At 61.0% G+C, this 18,593-nt stretch carries 24 protein-coding genes; 10 read left to right on the forward strand and 14 right to left on the reverse strand.

Translation table 11 applies throughout. The features are described from left to right. Nucleotides 1–131 precede the first annotated feature (131 nt). From dksA to JHD64_RS15560, 5 genes are all read right to left on the reverse strand, one after another. Nucleotides 132–542: an RNA polymerase-binding protein DksA gene (gene dksA / locus JHD64_RS15540; protein WP_045845893.1), complete on the reverse strand. Its 411-nt coding sequence runs from the start codon at nt 540–542 to the stop codon at nt 132–134. Between the two features lie 202 nt (nt 543–744). Next, nucleotides 745–1,050, reverse strand: a complete 306-nt coding sequence (locus JHD64_RS15545) for a c-type cytochrome (RefSeq protein ID WP_059285120.1) — start codon at nt 1,048–1,050, stop codon at nt 745–747. Nucleotides 1,051–1,127: 77 nt separating this feature from the next. Continuing rightward, nucleotides 1,128–1,706 (reverse strand): YggT family protein, encoded by a 579-nt coding sequence (locus JHD64_RS15550; RefSeq protein ID WP_103525717.1) that lies wholly within the window; start codon nt 1,704–1,706, stop codon nt 1,128–1,130. 6 nt (nt 1,707–1,712) lie between these two features. Continuing rightward, nucleotides 1,713–2,516 (reverse strand): pyrroline-5-carboxylate reductase, encoded by an 804-nt coding sequence (gene proC, locus JHD64_RS15555; protein WP_199054009.1) that lies wholly within the window; start codon nt 2,514–2,516, stop codon nt 1,713–1,715. 90 nt (nt 2,517–2,606) lie between these two features. After that, on the reverse strand, nt 2,607–3,302 hold the full coding sequence (locus tag JHD64_RS15560; RefSeq protein ID WP_199054011.1) for a YggS family pyridoxal phosphate-dependent enzyme: 696 nt from the start codon (nt 3,300–3,302) through the stop codon (nt 2,607–2,609). A gap of 159 nt (nt 3,303–3,461) precedes the next feature. Here JHD64_RS15560 and JHD64_RS15565 point away from each other — a divergent pair, with 159 nt between their 5' ends. The 3 genes from JHD64_RS15565 to JHD64_RS15575 all read left to right on the forward strand — a co-directional run bounded on the left by JHD64_RS15565 (nt 3,462) and on the right by JHD64_RS15575 (nt 7,367). Further along, nucleotides 3,462–4,499 carry a type IV pilus twitching motility protein PilT gene (locus JHD64_RS15565; protein WP_059285116.1) on the forward strand — a complete coding sequence of 346 codons (1,038 nt, stop codon included), beginning with the start codon at nt 3,462–3,464 and terminating at the stop codon, nt 4,497–4,499. A 37-nt stretch (nt 4,500–4,536) separates the two neighbouring features. Continuing rightward, nucleotides 4,537–5,673, forward strand: a complete 1,137-nt coding sequence (locus JHD64_RS15570; protein WP_059285136.1) for a PilT/PilU family type 4a pilus ATPase — start codon at nt 4,537–4,539, stop codon at nt 5,671–5,673. 68 nt (nt 5,674–5,741) lie between these two features. After that, nucleotides 5,742–7,367 carry a response regulator gene (locus JHD64_RS15575; protein WP_199054012.1) on the forward strand — a complete coding sequence of 542 codons (1,626 nt, stop codon included), beginning with the start codon at nt 5,742–5,744 and terminating at the stop codon, nt 7,365–7,367. A gap of 15 nt (nt 7,368–7,382) precedes the next feature. On the opposite strand, the gene JHD64_RS15580 is transcribed toward JHD64_RS15575, so the two are convergent. The 8 genes from JHD64_RS15580 to cyaY all read right to left on the reverse strand — a co-directional run bounded on the left by JHD64_RS15580 (nt 7,383) and on the right by cyaY (nt 14,178). Then, nucleotides 7,383–8,594: an EAL and HDOD domain-containing protein gene (locus tag JHD64_RS15580; protein ID WP_059285114.1), complete on the reverse strand. Its 1,212-nt coding sequence runs from the start codon at nt 8,592–8,594 to the stop codon at nt 7,383–7,385. A gap of 378 nt (nt 8,595–8,972) precedes the next feature. Continuing rightward, nucleotides 8,973–9,707: an amino acid ABC transporter ATP-binding protein gene (locus JHD64_RS15585; protein WP_110313389.1), complete on the reverse strand. Its 735-nt coding sequence runs from the start codon at nt 9,705–9,707 to the stop codon at nt 8,973–8,975. A 5-nt stretch (nt 9,708–9,712) separates the two neighbouring features. After that, nucleotides 9,713–10,384, reverse strand: coding sequence for an ABC transporter permease subunit (locus tag JHD64_RS15590; protein ID WP_199054014.1), 672 nt, complete (start codon nt 10,382–10,384; stop codon nt 9,713–9,715). Further along, a complete protein-coding gene (locus tag JHD64_RS15595) occupies nt 10,384–11,127 on the reverse strand; it encodes an amino acid ABC transporter permease (protein WP_199054016.1) in 744 nt (247 codons plus the stop codon). The genes JHD64_RS15590 and JHD64_RS15595 overlap by 1 nt, the downstream gene beginning before the upstream one ends. Before the next feature lie 239 nt (nt 11,128–11,366). Then, a complete protein-coding gene (locus JHD64_RS15600; RefSeq protein WP_199054018.1) occupies nt 11,367–12,266 on the reverse strand; it encodes a glutamate/aspartate ABC transporter substrate-binding protein in 900 nt (299 codons plus the stop codon). A gap of 328 nt (nt 12,267–12,594) precedes the next feature. After that, nucleotides 12,595–13,368: a 16S rRNA (adenine(1518)-N(6)/adenine(1519)-N(6))-dimethyltransferase RsmA gene (gene rsmA, locus JHD64_RS15605; protein ID WP_059285111.1), complete on the reverse strand. Its 774-nt coding sequence runs from the start codon at nt 13,366–13,368 to the stop codon at nt 12,595–12,597. A 73-nt stretch (nt 13,369–13,441) separates the two neighbouring features. After that, nucleotides 13,442–13,858, reverse strand: coding sequence for a YqaA family protein (locus tag JHD64_RS15610; protein ID WP_059285110.1), 417 nt, complete (start codon nt 13,856–13,858; stop codon nt 13,442–13,444). Continuing rightward, a complete protein-coding gene (cyaY, locus tag JHD64_RS15615; protein ID WP_110313390.1) occupies nt 13,858–14,178 on the reverse strand; it encodes an iron donor protein CyaY in 321 nt (106 codons plus the stop codon). Before cyaY ends, JHD64_RS15610 begins: the two co-directional genes overlap by 1 nt. 62 nt (nt 14,179–14,240) lie before the next feature. Here cyaY and JHD64_RS15620 point away from each other — a divergent pair, with 62 nt between their 5' ends. The 7 genes from JHD64_RS15620 to JHD64_RS15650 all read left to right on the forward strand — a co-directional run bounded on the left by JHD64_RS15620 (nt 14,241) and on the right by JHD64_RS15650 (nt 18,115). After that, entirely contained in the window at nt 14,241–14,384 is a 144-nt protein-coding gene (locus JHD64_RS15620) for a lipoprotein (RefSeq protein ID WP_170124158.1), read from the forward strand. 182 nt (nt 14,385–14,566) lie between these two features. Then, nucleotides 14,567–15,667, forward strand: coding sequence for a histidinol-phosphate transaminase (locus JHD64_RS15625; RefSeq protein WP_199054025.1), 1,101 nt, complete (start codon nt 14,567–14,569; stop codon nt 15,665–15,667). Nucleotides 15,668–15,827: 160 nt separating this feature from the next. Then, complete coding sequence (locus JHD64_RS15630; protein WP_110313391.1) at nt 15,828–16,181, forward strand: VOC family protein; 354 nt, start codon at nt 15,828–15,830, stop codon at nt 16,179–16,181. Nucleotides 16,182–16,275: 94 nt separating this feature from the next. After that, complete coding sequence (locus JHD64_RS15635; protein ID WP_059285107.1) at nt 16,276–16,542, forward strand: hypothetical protein; 267 nt, start codon at nt 16,276–16,278, stop codon at nt 16,540–16,542. Further along, complete coding sequence (locus tag JHD64_RS15640; RefSeq protein WP_199054030.1) at nt 16,539–16,931, forward strand: VOC family protein; 393 nt, start codon at nt 16,539–16,541, stop codon at nt 16,929–16,931. Before JHD64_RS15635 ends, JHD64_RS15640 begins: the two co-directional genes overlap by 4 nt. A gap of 15 nt (nt 16,932–16,946) precedes the next feature. Continuing rightward, complete coding sequence (locus JHD64_RS15645) at nt 16,947–17,660, forward strand: YafY family protein (protein WP_199054032.1); 714 nt, start codon at nt 16,947–16,949, stop codon at nt 17,658–17,660. 86 nt (nt 17,661–17,746) lie between these two features. Further along, nucleotides 17,747–18,115, forward strand: a complete 369-nt coding sequence (locus tag JHD64_RS15650) for a CZB domain-containing protein (RefSeq protein WP_199054034.1) — start codon at nt 17,747–17,749, stop codon at nt 18,113–18,115. Here the strand turns inward: JHD64_RS15650 and JHD64_RS15655 are convergent. After that, nucleotides 18,112–18,593, reverse strand: a 482-nt coding sequence (locus tag JHD64_RS15655; protein ID WP_199054036.1) for a DEAD/DEAH box helicase, incomplete at its 5' end; no start/stop codon positions are given. The genes JHD64_RS15650 and JHD64_RS15655 overlap by 4 nt on opposite strands.

Raw genomic sequence — 18,593 nt, forward strand, 5'->3', positions numbered from 1 at the left:
CTTGCATAGCAGCAAGATACCCGTACCAGCCAAGGCCGACAAGCCCTTATGTACTTGACAAGCTCCGGCAAAAAAACAAAAAGCGCCATCGCAAGGCGATGACGCTTTGTTGGGCAGAACGCCGCAGAGTATCAGTCTGCGTACTGACGCTTCATGCGTTCGCGGCGTTCCTGGGCTTCCACCGACAGGGTGGCGGTGGGACGGGCCATCAGGCGGCGCAGGCCGATGGGCTCACCGGTGTCTTCGCAGAAACCGTAGGAACCATCGTCAATCTGACGGATGGAGGCCTGGATCTTCTGCAGCAGCTTGCGCTCGCGGTCGCGGGTGCGCAGCTCCAGTGCATACTCTTCTTCCAGCGTGGCCCGGTCCGCAGGGTCCGGGGTTGCTTCCTGCTCTTGCAAATGGTTGGCAGTGGCATTGGCGTTGATCAACAACTCCTGCTGCATCTGCAACAACCGGTCTTTGAAGAACTCAAGATGGTCGGCGTTCATGTAATCATCGCCTTCCCAGTTGAGAATATCTTGTTCGGTCAGCTTGGCCATAATTTTGGTGCTTCCAGCATGAGAGTTGGCAGACAGGCGAAGAAGATTACCCACGGTATCGGATTTGTGCAACTGCCAACGACAATTCACCTTCTTCGTCATCACCTGCTGCTGACAATCGGTATAGCGCCATTCCAGGCCGGTAACAAGCCTGTCACATGAAAAAGGCGGCCTGGGGCCGCCTGGTGCTACTGCATGATGCTTATTTTTGCGACAGAACCCACTTGACCAGGGTCTTGATGTCGGCATCGCTGACCTGGGAGTTCGGCGGCATCGGAATCGGGCCCCAAACGCCGGAACCACCGGCCTTCACCTTGGCGATCAGCTTGGCTTCCGCACCCTTGTCGCCAGCGTATTTCTTGGCCACGTCCTTGTAGGCCGGGCCGACCACCTTGTGGTCAACTGCATGACAGGACAGGCAGTTGTTCTTTTGTGCCAGTGCCAGATTGGCCATGGCCGGAGCGGCAGCAGTACCCAGCAGCAGGGCAGCAAGCAGCATTTTCTTCATCACGATTCTCCAGATCATTGAGGAAATTACACTACATCTTTTCAGATGTGGCAGAGCATGACAAATAAACATATTTGCTACATCGCCACCTTGAGTTGCATCAAGAAGCTGCTTTCCAGAAACTGCACCGGCAGCATCAGGATGACCTGGATGATCAGGAAGAGAATCAGCGGCGACAGGTCGACCCCGCCCACGGTGGCGCGGCGGAAGGGGCGGAGGAAGGGGCGGGTGAGCGCATCCAGCACCGGACTGAGCGGATTATAGGGATTCACCCAGCTGAGCACGGCCTGCACGATGACGGCACCCATCAGCAGCGTCAGCGACTGCTTGAACACATCCAGCACGGCCAGCAGCGTCAGCGCCAGCCAGGTTTCCGGTGCGGCCAGGGTGTACATGGGATTGAGCGCCAGAATGATCACGCTGGAAACCATGCTGACCAGCCAGGCCAGCAGCATGGTGGCACTGTCGTAGCCGCGCAGCGATGGCAGCAACTTGCGCAGCGGCAGCACGGCAAAATTGGTGGCCGCCATGACAAACTGGCACAGGGGGTGCTTGAACGGCGCCCGTGCCACTTGCAGGTAAAAACGCAGCAGCAATACCAGCACGAACAGGTCGGCGATGGTCTTGATCAGAAATTGCACGGTTTCCAGAAACATGAAGCTTTAATCCTGACTGAGTTGTTGGCCCATTTCGATGGAGCGGTCGCGGCAGTCCATGGCACCGGCGATGATGGCCGCCTTGACGCCTTCGGCCTCGAAACGGGCGATGGCGCGCTCGGTGGTACCGCCCTTGGACATGACATTGGTGCGCAAGGTAGCCACCGGCAGCGGACTCTGGCGCGCCAGCTCCACCGCACCGTCAAAGGTGGCCAGCACCAGGCGGCGGGCTTCGTCGGCAGCAAAGCCGGCCTGTTCCGCCGCTTCGATCATGCTTTCGATAAAGTAGAAGACATAGGCCGGGCCACTACCGGAAACGCAGGTAATGTCGTCGATGCCTTCTTCCTTGTCCAGCCATACCGTGATGCCGGCAGCCTGCATGATGGTGTCGGCATGCTCGCGGTCGGCAGCGCTGGTACCAGGGGCGGCATACAGGCCGGAAACCCCCTTGCCCACCATGGCCGGGGTATTGGGCATCACGCGCACGATGCGCTCGCTACCCAGCCAGCGCGCCATGGCATCGCAACGGATGCCGGCAGCGATGGACAACACCATGCCACCATTCAGGCGCGGGGCCAGTGCCTGGCACACTTCCTTGAGCTGCTGCGGCTTGACCGCCAGCAGCACGATATCGTCTGCCGACAGCTGTTCGGGCAGGCTGGCGGATGTGCTCACGCCAAAATCACGGGCCAGCTCGGCCAGCTTGGCGTCATTCGGGTCCACCACATGGATCTGGTGGCCGCCCTGCTGGTGAAGTCCGCCAATGATGGCCGTGGCCATATTGCCGCCGCCGATGAAGGTAATCTGCATTGCCTGTTTTTCCTCTTTGACTCTTGTAGGCGGGCCGGCCGAGCTGCAGGCCGCTTGTCCGCTGATGAATACCAGCTGATGAATGCCAATTTATGAATGATAGTGGCGCGCCCCGAAAATGGCAGTACCGACACGTACCATGGTGCTGCCCGCGGCAATGGCTTGTGCCATGTCAGCGGACATCCCCATGGATACAGTATCCAATGCAAGACCGGCCGTGCGCAATTCCTGTTGCAATTGCTGCAGCAGGGCAAACTGGCCAGCCAGCTTTTGCGCATCTTCGGTAGGCTCGGGAATACACATCAGCCCGCGCAGTTGCAGCCGTGGCAGCGCCGCCACCGCCAGTGCCAGCTCTTTAGCCTCCTGCGGGGCACAGCCGCTCTTGCTGGCTTCGCCGGATACATTCACCTGCACGCATACCTGCAGCGGCGGCAGGCTGTCCGGGCGTTGCTCGGACAGGCGCTGGGCAATCTTCAGCCGCTCGATGGAATGCACCCAGTGCGCGGTTTCCGCCACGATGCGGGTCTTGTTGGATTGCAGCGGCCCGATGAAGTGCCACTCTATATCCAGCGCGGCCAGCTCGCTCGCCTTGGCCTGCAGCTCTTGCACATAATTTTCACCAAAAGCCCGCTGTCCGGCGGCGTAAGCCTGTTGCACGGCACTGGCGGGGAAGGTCTTGCTCACAGCCAGCAGGCGGACGCTGCCGGTCTCACGCCCGGCGGCGGCTTCGGCGGCGTGGATCTGCTGACGGACGTGTTCGATGGCGTGTGCGACGGAATCGCTCATGGTGTTCCTTGTGGCGATGGCGGGCTGTCTCTACAAAGAAAACAGCGGGACCTGATGCTTAGATTGCTGTCCACATATCCTTTTGCAACAGCTTGCGCTTACAATCGCAAAAAACCTTAGCGTCATGCCCACCGCCGGGTAATCGTGGAGAAATTATAAATGGAAATTTCCGAGCTCTTGGCCTTTACCGTCAAGAACAAGGCATCGGACCTGCACCTGTCCGCCGGTCTGCCACCCATGATCCGGGTCCATGGCGACGTGCGGCGCATCAATCTGCCGCCGCTGGATCATCATGATGTGCACGATATGGTGTACGACATCATGAACGACTACCAGCGCAAGATTTTCGAGGACGAGTTCGAGTGTGACTTCTCCTTCGAGCTGCCGGGCATTGCCCGTTTCCGGGTGAATGCCTTTGTACAGAACCGCGGCATGGGTGCGGTGTTCCGCGTGATTCCGTCCAAGGTGCTGACGCTGGAACAGCTGGGTGCGCCGAAAATCTTCCAGGACATCGCCAGCTATCCGCGCGGGCTGGTGCTGGTGACCGGCCCGACCGGCTCGGGCAAGTCCACCACGCTGGCGGCGATGGTGGATTTCGTCAACGAGAACAATTATTCGCACATCCTGACGGTGGAAGACCCGATCGAATTCGTGCATGACAGCAAGAAGTCGCTGATCAACCAGCGGGAAGTCGGCTTGCAGACCCACAGTTTTTCCAATGCCTTGCGCTCGGCGCTGCGGGAGGACCCGGATGTGATCCTGGTGGGCGAATTGCGTGATCTGGAAACCATCCGCCTGGCACTGACCGCGGCGGAAACCGGCCACCTGGTGTTTGGCACGCTGCATACCAGTTCGGCCGCCAAGACCATTGACCGTATCGTTGACGTGTTTCCGGCCGGTGAAAAGGAGATGGTGCGCTCCATGCTGTCGGAATCGGTGCGGGCGGTGATTTCGCAAACCCTGCTGAAAACCAAGGACGGCAATGGCCGGGTGGCGGCCCATGAAATCATGATCGGCACGGCAGCCATCCGTAACCTGATCCGCGAAAACAAGATCGCCCAGATCAATTCGATGATCCAGACCGGCCAGCAACACGGCATGCAGACGCTGGACCAGTGCCTGCAGGAGCTGGTGCGGCGCAATATCGTGACCCCGAACGAGGCGCGCCAGAAGGCGGCATCCAAGGATGCGTTCTAAACTTCAGCAGGCAAGCTAGCCAGCCCGGATGGCCATCATGGAAAAAGACCAGGCATCAAAATTCATTCACGATCTGCTCAAGCATGCGGTGGGCAAGAATGCCTCCGATATCTTCATTTCCGCCGAATTTCCCCCGGCCATGAAGATAGACGGCAAGATCACCCCGGTGGCCCCGCAGCCGCTGTCGGCGCAGCACACCAAGGAACTGGTGCGCTCGGTGATGAACGACCGCCAGACCGAAGAGTTCGAATCGAAAAAAGAGGCCAACTTCGCCATCAACCCGCCGGGACTGGGCCGTTTCCGGGTCAGCGCCTTTATCCAGCAGGGCTGTGCCGGCATGGTGATGCGCAAGATCAATACCGAGATTCCCACTTTCGACAAGCTGAACCTGCCGGATGTATTGCAGGATATTGCGCTGATCAAGCGCGGCCTGGTGATTTTCGTCGGCGGTACCGGCTCGGGCAAATCCACCTCGCTGGCGGCACTGGTTGACTGGCGCAACAGCCACAACCAGGATCACATCATCACCATCGAAGACCCCATCGAATACGTGCATCAGCACAAGAAGTGCATCGTCACCCAGCGCGAGGTGGGCGTGGATACCGAAGACTGGGAAATCGCGCTGAAAAACACCCTGCGCCAGGCGCCGGACGTGATTCTGATGGGGGAAATCCGCGACCGCGAAACCATGGGCTACGCGCTGCAATTTGCCGAAACCGGCCACCTGTGCCTGGCCACGCTGCACGCCAACAATGCCAACCAGGCGCTGGACCGCATTCTGAACTTCTTCCCGGAAGAGCGTCACCAGCAGGTGCTGATGGATTTGTCGCTGAACATGCGCGCCATCATTTCGCAGCGCTTGCTGCCGATCAAGACCGGCCGCGGCCGGGTGGCGGCGGTGGAAATCCTGCTGAACACGCCGTTGATTTCCGACATGGTGTTCAAGGGTGAAATTGCCGGGCTGAAGGAAGTCATGGGCCGTTCACGCGAGTCGGGCATGCAAACCTTCGACCAGTCGCTGTTCGACCTGTTCGAAGCGGGCTATATCAGTTACGAGGATGCGCTGCGCAATGCCGACTCGATCAACGACCTGCGTCTGAAAATCAAGTTGTACAGTGAAAGCTCCAAGGGCCGCGATCCACTGGAAGGCATCGATCACCTGGATATCGTCTGAGATATGCCGTACAAACCGTGCCCGTCAGCACCTGCAGGGTGACGGACGCGCCGGCTGGAAAATAACTGATGTACCTTGACGAAAACACCACCGTCCTCATCATCGAGGACTCCCTCACCGTCCGCCAAGGGCTGCGCACCATGCTGTCCATGGCCGGCATCACCCGCTCCGATGCCGTCAGCAGCGCGGCAGAAGGGCGCGCACGCCTGAAGGGACGCCGCTTTGATGTGGTGCTGTGCGACTACAACCTGGGTGACGGCATGGATGGCCAGGAGCTGCTGGAGGCCCTGCGCAAGACCGGCACCCTGCCGCTGTCCACCATCTGGATCATGATTACCGGCGAGCGCAAATACGAGCGGGTGGTGGCGGCGGCGGAAATGGCCCCGGATGACTACATCCTCAAGCCCTTCAACTCCAATCTGCTGCTGACGCGCATGAACAGCGCGCACCGGCGCAAAACCTTTCTGGCGCCGGCGCACGAGCTGCTGGAAAAGGGCAATCGCAGTGCCGCCATCAACACGCTGCAACAGCTGGCGGCAGCAGCCCCCGGTCCGATGAATCGCATCGATGCCAACCGCCTGTGCGCCGAACTGCTGGTCAGCGAAGGGCGACAGGGTGAAGCACTGCATATCTACCAGGCGCTGCTGGAAAGCAAGGTGATTCCCTGGGCCAAGATGGGGGTGGCGCGCATTCAGGCCGACCAGGGCATGCAGGGCGAGTCCTGTGAGCTGCTGCGCGAAATCATCCAGGATGCACCGCTGTATACCGATGCCTACGACCTGCTGGCACAGAACCTGATCGACGAGGGCCAGTACGCCCAGGCGGTGGATGTGCTGGAGAAAGCAGTCAATATCTCGCCGCGCAATTTCCACCGGCTGAAAAGCTGTGGCACGGCGGCCCTGCGCTCTGGCGATCCGGAAAAAGGGGCGCAATACCTGCAACGCGCAGTGGAAATCGGCCGCAACAATAATTTCTTTGGCCCGGAAGTGCTGGTCGACCTGTTGCAGGCCTATTCCGAAACCGGCAATACCCAGTATATCGACCGCTTGCAGGCTGATATCAACGCCAGCCTGGCCGAGCGCCCGGAAGCGCAATTCACCCTGCTGACCTGCAAGGCGCTGACCGCACTGGCACAGCAAAGAGCCGAAGAAGCACTGGCGCAGCTGAAGCTGGCCGCCAACGACCTGCTCAAGTCCTTTGTCAATTTCGAATCGGCCCAGCGTTTTCTGGGCGCGGTGGTGCGGCTGCCGGAAACACTGCTCGAACCAGAGCTGCTGACAAGCTGGGCCCGCACCATCACCATGCGCTTTGCCTATAGCCGGCACGAGCTGGCCACGCTGCTGGAAATCGCCCGCAAGCATGCCCAGTGCAGCGAGCTGATCGAACACGCTTATGCCGAACTGCAGGAACAAAGCAACCGTGCGGTGGAACTGACCACAGAAGGCCGGGCCGCTGAAGCCGGGCGCATGCTGCATGAAATGGCCATGCGCCTGTACAACGAGCGTACCGGCATGAATGCCTGCGCCATTCTGTTACGGGTGCGCGAACAAATGCGCAAGAAAAACCAGCCAACCGGCGAATACGACCAGATGCTGCGCGAGATGCTGGACTGGCTGCCCAGAGACAATGAACGGGTGCAGGGCCTGCTCAGCCGGCTGCACGAACAGGATGGGGCAGAGGCCCGCTCGGGCTGAGCGCGCCGGCCTTCTTTACTGCCACATGCCGTTGACCCAGTCCAGCGCCTGGGTTTCCACCCGCAGCAGCACTTCCGGGTCATAGCCGGCCGGATGCGGCACGGCATCGTCCTCCAGGCTCAGCGTCACGCGCAGCAATTCGCCCAGCACATGGCGGCCTTCCAGCACCGCCTCTTTCAGGCTGTCCTCGATGGGCAGGCTGGCAATCACCTCGGCCATGGGCTGCTGTACCAGCACATCCACCAGCGACAGCATGCCGATCATGAAGGCACTGTCCCGGACATCAGGCCGCTGCGGATAGCAGGCTTCCGCCAGCAGTTCCATGATGCGGCCGCGGGTGGCCGCCAGCTCCAGCAGCGGGTTGCGCTGCGGCTGGACATCCGTGGCATGGCTGGCAAACAGCAGCAGCATCGACCAACGCTTGATCTTGGCCCGCCCCAGCAACATGATGGCCTCGCTGACCGAAGCCACCGGCCGGCGCGTGGCGACCGAGGCAGTCGAGCTGAGTTTCATCAGCATCAGCACCACGTCCGGTGCCATTTTCAGCGCCTGCGCCAGTTCTTCATTGTCGGCATCGCTCATCAGCAAGCCCAGCAGGCTGAGCATGGCATGCTGGCTGGCATTGGCCTGGCGGGTGGACAGCACGGTGGGACGGGCAAAGAAATAGCCCTGGAACCACTGGATGCCCAGCTCGCGGCACAGTTCGAACTGTTCCACCGTGTCGACCTTCTCCGCCAGCAATATGCCGGGGAAGCTGGCCAGATCAGCCACCAGCTGCCGCAATTGCAGCAGGCTGAGCGCCACCAGATCGATCTTGACGATGTCCACCAGCGGCAATAGCGCACGGCGGTCGGCATCCAGCTCCACCACATCGTCCATGGCCAGGCGGAAGCCCTTTTGCCGCAGCTCGGCCAGCCGTGCCAGCAAGGGTGGGGTCACCTGCACCGTTTCCAGTATTTCCAGCACCACCTTGTCGCACGGCAACACATCCAGCAGATCATCCATCAGCAAGGTTTCGCTGACATTGATGAAACCCAGGCGGTCACCCAGCACCTCGCCCACACCCAGATCGACAAAGGCATGGCGGATCACCGCCGTGGTGGCCATCACATCGTCGTCGACCCTGGCGACATTGGCCTGGCTGGAGCGGAACAACAGTTCGTAAGCCACCAGCTGCTGGTTGGCATCGACGATGGGCTGTCGCCCGAGATAACGGGTTGAATACATGGACTGGTCTGGCTGGAAAGGGTTGGCGCTATCGTCAGTGTAGGCGCGGTGCAGAGAGGTTAGCAGGGTTTTTTCTCTGATGATAATACAACAACGTTTACATCATTTGTAAGTATTATCAATTAATAACAATAACAATGTCATGATTGCCGCGCTTTTGTCAGAGCGGCTAACAAAATAGCGTAGCGGCCCTGGGACAAGGCGCGCCGGCGCAGACAGTACTCAGCGTACGGCAAGACGGCGCAACGCAGCAGCAGGGCTTTTGTCAGCCGCTCACAGCAAGCTGGCGGAAATAGCCGGCACCACCACGATCAGGCAGGCCAGCGGCCCGGCATAAAAAAAACCCGGCGTTGCCGGGTTTGTGCGTGGTAAGACTGCTCAGTGTTGCAGAATCTTCGACAGGAACTGCCGTGCCCGCTCGGAGCGTGCATTGATGTCGCCAAAAAAGGCATCCTTGTCGCAGTCTTCCACGATGGCACCCTTGTCCATGAAGATGACCCGGTGTGCCACACGCCGGGCAAAGCCCATTTCGTGGGTGACGCACATCATGGTCATGCCTTCCTGGGCCAGCTCGGTCATCACGTCCAGCACTTCGTTGATCATTTCCGGATCCAGCGCGCTGGTCGGTTCGTCAAACAGCATGGCAATCGGGTCCATCGCCAGCGCGCGGGCGATGGCCACGCGCTGCTGCTGACCACCGGACAGCTGGCCGGGGAATTTGTGGGCATGGGCTTTCAGGCCAACCCGATCCAGCAGCTTCAGGCCCTTGTCGCGTGCTTCTTCCTGACTGCGGCCCAGTACCTTGACCTGGGCAATGGCGAGGTTTTCGGTGATGGACAGATGCGGGAACAGCTCGAAATGCTGGAACACCATGCCGACCCGGCTGCGCAGCTTGGGCAGATCGGTTTTCGGATCGCCCACCGAGATGCCGTCGACAATGATCTCGCCCTTCTGGAAGGGTTCCAGCGCATTGACGCACTTGATCAGGGTGGACTTGCCGGAACCGGACGGCCCGCACACCACCACCACCTCGCCTTTTTTCACGCCGGTGGTGCAGTCGGTCAGCACCTGGAAATCGCCATACCACTTGCTTACATTGTTGATGCTAATCATCGCGCTCATACCGCCAACCTTTTTTGCAGACGCTTCACGCATTGCGACGCGCCAAAACTGATCACGAAGTATACCGCACCGGCAAACAGCAGGAATTCATGCGGCAAACCCACGACATCGCCCTTGGAACGGGCCGTATTGAGGAAGTCCATCAGACCGACCGCATACACCAGCGAGGTGTCCTGGAACAGGATGATACTTTGCTGCAACAACAGCGGCATCATTTTGCGAAAGGCCTGCGGCAGGATCACCAGCCGCATGGCCTGGCTGTAAGTCATGCCCAGGGCGTAAGCGGCATTGATCTGCCCACGCGAAATGGACTGGATGCCGGCGCGGACGATCTCGGAGAAATACGCCGCCTCGAACATCACGAAGGCCACCAGGCAGGAGGTGAAGGCGCCCACCGGGGTCAAATCGCCGGTCATCCAGCTCAGCACCATGGGCACCACCAGATAGAACCAGGAGATGACCAGCAGCAGCGGTATCGAGCGGAAATAATTGACATACCACTTGGCCAGCCGCGACAGCAGCGCGTTGTCCGACAGCCGCGCCAGGGCCAGCAGGGTACCCAGTACCACGCCGCCGCCCACGGCCATCACCAGCAGTTTGAGCGTCAGCGCCATGCCGTCGGCCAGGCCGGGCAGGGCGGGGATGATCTGACTGAAATCGAGGGCCATTATTTGCTACCTCCCATCATGCCGGGAATACGCACCCGCTTTTCCACCCAGGACATGAAACCCATCAGGCTCATGTTGAGCACAAAGTAGATCAGCGTGGCCAGGGTGAAGGCTTCGAAAATATTGGCGGAAAACTCGGCAACTTGCTTGGTTTGCGCCAGCAGCTCCATCAGGCCGATCAGGGACGCGACCGAGGAGTTCTTGAAAATGTTCAGGAACTCGCTGGTCAGCGGCGGAATGATGATGCGGAAAGCCTGTGGCAGCAGTACGAAGCGGTAGGTCTGCGCCGTGGAAAAGCCCATGGCCAGTGCCGCATTGTTCTGCCCGCGCGGCAGCGCCTGGATGCCGGTACGCACCTGCTCGCACACGCGGGCGGCAGTAAACAGGCCCAGGCACACCACCACCGACAGATAGGCCGAGGTGGCCGGGCTGATGCCCTGCTTGAACCACATTTCCAGCGGTGTGGGCAGCAAGTCCGGTACCAGGAAGTACCAGATGAACAGCTGCACCAGCAGCGGCACATTGCGGAACAGCTCGACATAGGTGGTGGCGATGGTGGGCAGCAGCTTGCCCGGCAGGGTGCGCATCACGCCCAGCACCGAGCCGAGTGCAAGAGCGATGATCCAGCCGGCCAGTGCCACGGCAATGGTCCAGCCCAGACCGGAAACAAACCAGTTCAGGTAGATTTCACTGCCGACACCGGTGGACTTGAAGAAGATGCCCCAGTCCCAGTGGTAATTCATGTTTTTCTCCAGATGCAAGCAGACGCAGGGGTCTGCTGCCGACAGCAGCATGCCTCCCGCCAACGGGAAGACATGAAGGCCGGGTGAAGTCCCTGCCTGCAATGAGCTTGAGCAGGCAGCCAGGGCAGACACAACGCCGCCTCCCGTGCTGCCGTTATAGCCGGTAGCACGAGGGGAAAACAGGCAGCAATTGAGCCGGCATCGGCCGGCTCAGCATCTGCACTACAGGAAGGAATCGCTTATTCGGCGGCCTTGTCGGTCGGCTTGGCGATCAGTTCCTTCACCACTTCGGACATCGGGAAGTTCAGGTTCAGGCCCTTGGGCGGAACCGGGCTGGTGAACCACTTGGCGTAGATCTTGTTCACTTCGCCGGACTTGTAGGTGGCCTTGATGGCATCGTCCACCACCTTCTTGAAGGCAGCGTCGTCCTTGCGCAGCATGCAGCCGTAGATTTCGAAGGACTGCGGCTTGCCGGTCACCACCCAGTTGGCAGGGTTCTTGGCCTTGGCCATTTCACCGTACAGCAGGGCGTCGTCCATCATGAAGGCAACAGCACGGCCGGATTCCAGCATCAGGAAGGATTCGCCATGATCCTTGGCGGAGATGATGTTCATGCCCATTTGCTTGTCGGCATTCATGGACTTGAGCAGGCGCTCGGAGGTGGTGCCGGCGGTGGTCACCACGTTCTTGCCCTTGAGGTCGGCAAAGTCTTTCACGCCGGAAGTCTTGGCGGTCAGCAGACGGGTGCCGATTTCAAAGATGCCCACCGAGAAGGCCACTTGTTTCTGGCGCTCGGCATTATTGGTGGTGGAGCCACATTCCAGATCGACAGTACCGTTCTGTACCAGCGGGATACGGGTCTGCGAGGTCACCAGATTGTACTTGACCTGCAGATTGGGCATCTTCAGCTCTTTCTTCACTTCTTCGACAACCTTGTTGGCCAGGTCTACCGAGTAGCCAATGGGCTTCTGGTTATTGTCGTAGTAGGAGAAAGGAATGGAGGCATCGCGGTTGCCCAGTACGATGACGCCGGAATCCTTGATCTTTTTCAGGGTGCCGGTCAGTTCGGCGGCCATGGCCGGGGTGCTGGCCAGAGCGGCCAGGGTTGCTGCAGAGATAAGACGGGTGCAAAGCTTCATATAAGTTTCTCCTGGGGTCCTTGATCGATCACTGCCCTTGGCCCGAAGACCGCGGACACTGCTGTTATAGGCTGGATAATCCAGCAACAGGATGGGCTTTGACCCTGGAGCAATGCGGCAAACCCCCGTTTGCCTGCCCCCAGCCAAATACCGGCATCCTGCTTACAGTCACCGCCTCTTTATGCGGGCGGCTCTCCCTGTATGACTGCACACCCCGACCAGGCCGGGGTGAAAGGTTTGCGATTCTGCGGCCAGTGGCGACAGTATGCAAGTGGCACTGCAACAAGTGCGGCCATATGGACCGCACTTGTCAATTGCTTGCGACAGTTCAGGCGGACAGGTGGTTCGCCATGCGCACGAAGTCTTCCACCGCCAGGTTTTCCGGACGCAGGCCGGGGTCTATGCCCAGCGCCTCGAAATCGGCCAGTTCCAGCACGCCTTTCAGATTGTTGCGCAGGGTCTTGCGGCGCTGCGAGAAAGCCTTGGTCACCAGCTCTTCCAGGGCTTTTTCGTCCTTGGCCACGCCGCAGCGGCCCGGCGCCGGAATCATGCGCACCACGGCCGAATCCACCTTCGGTGGCGGCCAGAAGGCATCCGGCGGCACATTCAGCACCAGCTCCATTTCAAAGCGGTACTGCAACATCACCGTGAGACGGCCGAAATCGGTGGTGGACGGCTCGGCCAGCATGCGGTCCACCACTTCCTTTTGCAACATGAAATGCATGTCGGTCACGCGCTGGCCAAAGCTGGCCAGGTGGAACAGCAGCGGGGTGGAGATGTTATAGGGCAGGTTACCGACAATCTTGAACGCACCCTCGCTAATGGAGCCGAAGTCGAACTTGAGGGCATCGCCTTCATGGATGGTCAGGCGTTCCGGCGGAAATTCCTTTTTCAGCCGGGCGATGATGTCGCGGTCGATTTCCGCCACATGCAGATGCGGCAGGCGCTCCAGCAGCGGTTTGGTGATGGCGCCCAGACCGGGACCGATTTCGATGACCACATCGTCCGGCTGCGGATTGACCGCATGCACGATGTTTTCAATCACGCTGGCATCTTGCAGAAAATTCTGGCCAAAGCGTTTGCGGGGAATATGTTGGCTCATGGAAGCTCGAAATAAGAATTGCCTGAATTGTAAACCCTCAGCGGCGGCCCATGCCAACCCGCTGTCGCATTATTCAGGCATGCAGCGCGGCCAGCACGCCCCAGGCCAGTACCAGATAGCGTGCCGCCTTGCCCACGGTCAGCCACAACAGGCTGGGCAGCCAGGGCAGGCGCAGCCAGCCGGCGGCCAGCGGCAGGGCATCGCCGATCAGCGGCACCCAGCTGAGCAAGAGCACGGCCGGGCCATAGCGTTCAAACCAGCGCTGGATGCGGGGTGACACTTCCTTTTTCGGCGCCACCCGTCCCAGCCACAGGCTGGTGGCGCTGCCGGCGCTATTGGCCACGGTGGCCAGCAGCAGGGCCGGCCACAGCCAGTCCGGCCACTTGTACAGAAAGGCCGCCAGCACCACTTCGGAATTGCCGGGCAGGATGGTGGATGAAGTAAAGGCCGACAGCACCAGCCCGCCCAGCGCCAGCCACACGGCCTGCATCAGATGTCCAGCTCCAGGTCCGGTTCGCCACAAGCCTGGGCGATGGCGGTTTTCAGCGTGCTGAAAAATTCCGCACCGTCACGGGCGGCCAGCCACTGGCCATCCTTGAAGGCAAAGTGGTAGCCACCGCTCTTGGCGGCGATCCACAGCTCCTGATTGGCGGCATGGCGGTTGACCACGATCTTGCCGCCGTCGTCGAATTCGATTTCCAGCACATTGCCATTGCTGACAAAGTCGGCATCCAGACCGGCATCGTCGATGGCATCTTCGATACGGCTGAAAATGTGGTCGGTCATATCCAGAAATTCGCTCTCGTTCATGTCGTCTCTTCCTTGAATAGCGTGTGCTAGACTGCCGATTTTGCCACACCGGACTGCTTTTTATGCTGCGAACCATGCTGACCTGCCTTGCCCTGAGCCTTGTCGTGACTGCCTGTGGCTATAAAGGCAACCTGTATCTTCCCAAGCCGGACCAGACCCGCAGCCATGCCTCGGCACCGGCGGCCGAGGCCAGACCCGCCCCCTGAGCGGCTCCCTTTACCGGTTTTTACCACCCCTGACAGCGCAGCGCCGACCCGTGCCAAGCTTACACTGGCGTGCCGTCGGTCTTGGCTGCCTTATCCTGCAGGATGCTATCGTTAGCTGATCTGGTGATTTGTCGCCGCCCCGTCGCCATCTAGAATGTTCTGCTGCAAGGACGAAAGCCGCCATGACCCGTTTTGCCCGCCATCTCGAACACCACACCATCGTCAATCCCTTTCCCGGCATCGTGAAGCTGGAAACGGCGCTGGGCCACCGCATCAAGACCCGCATCGGCTCCAACGAGAGCCTGCCTGATCCGGTGTCGCCACTGGCCGGCGAACTGGGCAAGGCACTGGCGGAAATGGCCAGGCTGTATCCCGATCCCTATGCCCATGCGCTGCGTGAACGGGCGGCCCGGCTCAATGGCGTGAGTCCGGCCGAGGTGCTGTTCGACACCGGGGCCGACAGCCTGATCCTGCTGGCGCTGCGGCTGACCTGTAATCCGGGCGATGCCGTGGTCACCACGGCCGGCAGCTATCCCAGCTTCCGCTACTTTGCCGAAGGCGTGGGGGCCCGCGTGCTGGAAGTGCCCTATTGCCAGCGCGGCCAGCACATGCGGCCTGATCTGGCACGGCTGGCCGAAGTGGCCCGTGCCGAACATGCCTCGGTGCTGTATCTGGCCAATCCGGACAATCCCACCGGCCATTACTGGCAGGCCGAAGACATCCTCACCCTGCGCGCCGCGCTGCCGCCGCACACCCTGTTGCTGCTGGACGAGGCCTATGTCGATTTCTGTACCGAGGCCGCCGATGCGCCGCCGGCGGGCATCCTGCCGCACACCTTGCGCCTGCGCACCCTGTCCAAAGCCTATGCCCTGGCCGGACTGCGCGTAGGCTATGCCATCGCCAGCGCCGACATCATCGCCAAGGCCGACCAGATCCGGCCGCAATACGCCCTGTCCAGCATTGCCCAGGCGGCAGCACAAATCGTGCTGGATGACCCGGACTACTCGCGCAAGCTGGTGGCCCAGACCATCACCCTGCGCCATCACCTGAGCCATGCGCTGTACGACCAGGGCCTGACACCGCTGCCCTCGCACACCAATTTCGTCTGCGTGGCCTACCCGGATGCGCTGCAGGCCGAGGCCATCCAGCGTCATCTCTTGCAATGCGGCATCGCCATCCACCGTCCGCAACACCCGGCGGTGCGCCACATGCTGCGCATCACCGCCCACCCGCAGGCCACCAGCGCGCGCGTGCTGGCCGCGCTGGCCGGCCAGCTGGACTGAGCGCCGGGCCAGACCGCTTCCGGGCAACGCCATCAGCCACCGTGCCTGCCAGCCGGTGGCTTTTTTGCGCCCCTCCAGCGGCTACTGACAACAGGCTGTCAGCAGGGGGCGCGCATGCTGTGAACACGGCATCCCGCCGTCCCCCTTTTGGAGCCACACCATGTCGCTGATTCACTGGTTTGAAATCCCCGCCGCCAATTTTGACCGTGCCGTTGCCTTTTACCAGCAGGTCTTGCAGTTGCAACTGAAGCAGGAAGACTGCATGGCCGATCGCATTGCCGTGTTTCCCGACAGCTCCGGCTGCATCATGGCCAGCCCGCGCCTGCCGGCCGGCGGCCAGGGTTGCCGTATTTATCTGGATGGCGGGCCGGATCTGGCCGCCACGCTGCAGCGGGTGGAGCGGGCCGGCGGCAAGGTATTGCTGCCCATCACCACGCTGGCAGACGGCAATGGTGATATCGCGCTGATGGAAGACAGCGAGGGCAATTGCATCGGCCTGCATGTGGAACCCTGAAGCAGGCAAGTCCGCTAGCGGATATCATGTCCTTTCCCGCCAGGCTGGCAGTCGTCCGCTGCCGCTTGCCAGCCGGCATACCAGGAGCAGATCCATGCCGTTTTCCACAGAGGAACGCCAGCAATTGCTGGCGCTCAAGGGCGTTGGGCCAACCGTCATCGCCAGGCTGGAGCAGCTGGGCTTTGACCGCCTGAGCCAACTGGCCGATCAGGAAGCCGCCGCCATCACCTGGCAAGTGGCACAAGCCCTTGGCTCCAGTTGCTGGCATAACAGTCCGCAGGCGCGGCAGGCCATCACCAGCGTCATCGCACTGGCACGGGAACAAGCACCCCGCTGCACATCAGGAAAGGAAGCAGGATGAAGTTTGCCTACACCATTGTTTACGTGGTGGATGTCGCCGGCTCGCTGGCCTTTTTTGAAGAGGCATTCGGCTTTGCCCGGCGCTTGCTCACCCCGGAAGGCGACTATGGCGAGCTGGACACCGGCGACACCACGCTGTCCTTTGCCAGCAAGTCACTGGCCCTCAGCAATCATCCCGCGGGCTTTCGCTTTGCCGATGATGGCGCACTGCCACTAGGCGTAGAGATTGCCCTGGCCACCGAGGATGTCGCCGCCGCACATCAGGCGGCACTGGTTGCCGGCGCTCACGAGCTGGCTGCACCGCAGCTCAAACCCTGGGGGCAGACCGTGTCTTTCCTGCGCTGCCCGGACGGCATGCTGCTGGAGCTGTGCAGCCCGCTGCCGCACTAAAACCGGACCCACACCATGCGCCGTGCCGACCGTCTGCTGCAAATCCTGCACCTGCTGCGTGGCCGCCGCCGCACCACGGCAGCACAGCTGGCCGCCTGGCTGGAAGTGTCGGTACGCACCGTCTACCGCGACATGGCCGACCTGCTCGCCAGCGGTGCGCCGCTCAATGGCGAAGCCGGCACGGGCTACTGGCTGGAAGCAGGCTTCAGTCCGCCGCCACTGAGCTTTTCTGCCGAAGAGCTGGCGGCGCTGGAAGTGGGCGCACGCATGCTGGCCGGCTGGACCGATACTGCCACGGCCACGGCAGCCGCCAGCGCACTGGCCAAGATTCACGCGGTACTGGGCTCGGCCGGACTGACGCCGGCACCACTGTTTGTGCCGCAGCATCACGACTATCCCTGCGAGCGGCTGGCGGCCTTGCGCACGGCCATACTGGCCGGCCAGGCATTGGACATCGATTATCAGGATGAAGCAGGCCATGCCAGCCAGCGCTGCGTCTTGCCACTGGGCCTGTTTTTCTGGGGGGATCGCTGGACGCTGGCGGCCTGGTGTCAGCTGCGCCAGGATTATCGCCATTTCCGCGTCGACCGCCTGCAGCACTGGCAGCCGGTCACCGCCAGCTGGCCGCCACACATTTCGCTGGATGGTTTTTTGCAGGCCGCACAGGCCGGCACGGCCAATCGCCAGCAACTGGCGCAAACCACCCATCAGTCCTGGCACCGTGTCTAGTGGCCTGCGCATGACAATTACCATCACAACAGCATAATGGCTGGCTATAGTAAGAACTCGGGAGAAGTGTTGCCGGGGAAATAGGCATGAATCTAGAAGATGCCCTGCTGCTCCATTTCGAATTAAAGCTGGAACTGCGCACGGCCATGCTGGAGGGCAGGCAGCTGGATGCCGCGCAGATTGGCGACTGTTGTGGCTGCGAGCTGGGTCGCTGGTTGCAGGATGAAGGCAGGATCAGCTGCGCGCGCTATCCGGCCTATCAGCAACTGCTGGAAAACCACCGCGACTTCCATCTGGAAGCGGCGCGGGTGGCCGAGCTGATCAACCAGGGCCAGTTCGATGCCGCCCGCGAGGCACTGGCGGTGGGGCCATCGCGCTACAGCCAGCTGTCCTCTGCCGTGGGCAGCGGCATTGCCGAGCTGCGCAAGCGGCTGTTCCAGCAATTCAGCGGCTAGCCGCCTTGCAGCAAGGCCAGTAGCGCCGCGCCATCCAATCTGGCTGCCAGATCACCCCCTGCCAGCAGGCTGTCGGCCAGCGCGCGTTTTTCCGCATGCAGGGCGACGATTTTCTCTTCGATGGTGTTTTCCGCCACCAGCCGGTACACCGTCACCGGCCGCTGCTGGCCCATGCGGTAGGCGCGGTCGCTGGCCTGGTCTTCCACCGCCGGGTTCCACCACGGGTCCAGATGAATCACATAGTCCGCTGCGGTGAGGTTCAGCCCGGTGCCACCGGCTTTCAGGCTGATCAGGAACACCTCGCCCACACCAGCCTGGAAGGCATCCATGCGTGCCTTGCGCTGCTTGCCCGGTGTGGCACCGTCCAGATACTGGTAGGCAATGCCTTGTTCGTCCAGCCATTGCCGGGCGAGGGCCAGATGATCGACAAACTGGCTGAACACCAGCGCCTTGTGGCCGTTGTCCAGCAGCTCGGTCA

It is taken from the genome of Aquitalea sp. ASV15 (assembly GCF_016429115.1).
Classification (GTDB): domain Bacteria; phylum Pseudomonadota; class Gammaproteobacteria; order Burkholderiales; family Chromobacteriaceae; genus Aquitalea; species Aquitalea magnusonii.